The organism is Haloactinopolyspora sp., assembly GCF_027324685.1.
GTDB lineage: Bacteria > Actinomycetota > Actinomycetes > Jiangellales > Jiangellaceae > Haloactinopolyspora.
This window is the reverse complement of sequence record NZ_DAHVSH010000185.1, coordinates 1-1,592: the sequence shown is the minus strand read 5'-3', so window position 1 is coordinate 1,592 and position 1,592 is coordinate 1. Positions and strand designations below refer to the sequence as shown.

Genomic DNA, 1,592 nt, shown 5'->3' with positions numbered 1-1,592 from the left:
GCACTTCGGCCGGCTCGACATCCTGGTCAACAACGCCGGGGTGGCCGCGTTCGGTCGGCTGGAGGATCTCACGGTCGACGACATCGACCGCACGCTGGCCATTCACGTGCGAGCTGCGCTGCGGGCCGCGCAAGCAGCGGCCCAGCACATGGACGGCGACGGCCGGATCATCAGTATCGGCAGCAATCTCGCCGAACGGGTGCCGTCGGCCGGCATGACGCTGTACGCGGCGAGCAAGTCCGCGCTGGTCGGTATGACTCGCGGCCTCGCACGTGATCTCGGGGATCGCGGCATCACCGCCAACGTGGTGAACCCGGGGCCCACCGACACCGAGATGAACCCGGCGTCCGGACCCGCCGCCGAGGGCCAGCGGACCCACACCGCGCTCGGCCGCTACGGTGACCCTGCGGACGTGGCCGGCCTGGTCGCCTACCTTGCCGGCCCCGGCGGGCGTACCGTCACCGGGGCGTCGATCCTGGTGGATGCTGGTTCGAACGCCTAGCTCGAGGCGGTGGCGTCTCATCGGGCGGTTCGGTGCGCGAGTTCACGACTGTTGTCATGTCACACTGTGACGACTGCACGAGACCCGCACGCCGATGGAGGCCACGGCATGAACGTGGGCGACACCGTAGAGGATTTCGAACTTCCGGACGACGAGGGCGTGCCCCGGCGGCTCAGCGAGTTCTTGGTCAAGGGACCGGTCGTGCTGTTCTTCTATCCGGCCGCCTTGAGCAAGGGGTGCACCGTTGAGGCGTGCCGTTTCCGTGACCTGTCCGCAGAGTTCGACGCCGTCGGCGCCCAGCCGGTCGGGATCAGCGCCGACGACGTCCACCGGCAGAAGACGTTCGCCGACCGCCACGACTTCGGGTTCCCTCTGCTCAGCGATCCAGAGCGGGTCGTGGCCGCCAAATTCGGGGTCAAGCGCCGCATCGGCCCGGTGAAACGCCACACCTTCGTCATCGACACCGACTCCCGCGTTATCGAGGTCGTGCGCAGCGAGCTCAACATGGACACGCACGCCGATCGTGCGCTGGAGGCGTTACGGGCCACCGTCTGACCCACCAGGGCTGATTGCTGGATCTCGGGACCGGCGGTGGTCCGCTCAGCGCAGGATCGCGGCGTCCAGGAACGGTTCCGGGATGCCGAAGGCGTCGACCAGCAGCCGTGCGTGTGGACGCAGGCTGGTGCACAGTTCGTTGACCGTCGCCGTGATGGCTTTGCTGCGGGCCGGTGTGAGGCGGTCGTGCTCGAGGAACCACGCTCGGTTCGCCTCGATGGTGGACAGCGCATGCACGTGGCAGACCTGATCGAGCAGCGCCGCCACGTCGGCGTCCGCACAGTCGTCGATGGCCGCGACGAAGGCCTCGAGGATGACACGGTCGACGTGCGCCCGCGCCGCGGCCAGCAGATGGTCTTGGACGTTGTTGAACGCCTCGAATGCTGCCCGGCCTTCGGACCCCGATGCTGATCCGCGCGAACCCGACGCGGCCCGCAATCGGCGGGCGGCGCCGTCGAGCATGTGCTTCTCGCGAAACTCCAGCAGCTTCAGCTGGTATCCGCGATCCAGCAGATCGGCGTCTTCGTCGCGGCCA

3 protein-coding genes are annotated in these 1,592 nt (G+C 68.2%); 2 read left to right on the top strand and 1 reads right to left on the bottom strand.

Annotated elements, in window-relative coordinates:
* Together M6444_RS20105 and M6444_RS20100 are read left to right on the top strand one after the other, a co-directional pair.
* A partial coding sequence (locus M6444_RS20105) for an SDR family oxidoreductase (protein WP_298331498.1) occupies positions 1-502 on the top strand: 502 nt, incomplete at its 5' end.
* 108 nt (positions 503-610) lie between these two features.
* A complete protein-coding gene (locus M6444_RS20100; RefSeq protein ID WP_298331496.1) occupies positions 611-1,057 on the top strand; it encodes a peroxiredoxin in 447 nt (148 codons plus the stop codon).
* Between the two features lie 45 nt (positions 1,058-1,102).
* On the opposite strand, the gene M6444_RS20095 is transcribed toward M6444_RS20100, so the two are convergent.
* On the bottom strand, positions 1,103-1,592 hold a 490-nt coding region (locus tag M6444_RS20095; RefSeq protein ID WP_298331494.1), incomplete at its 5' end, for an acyl-CoA dehydrogenase.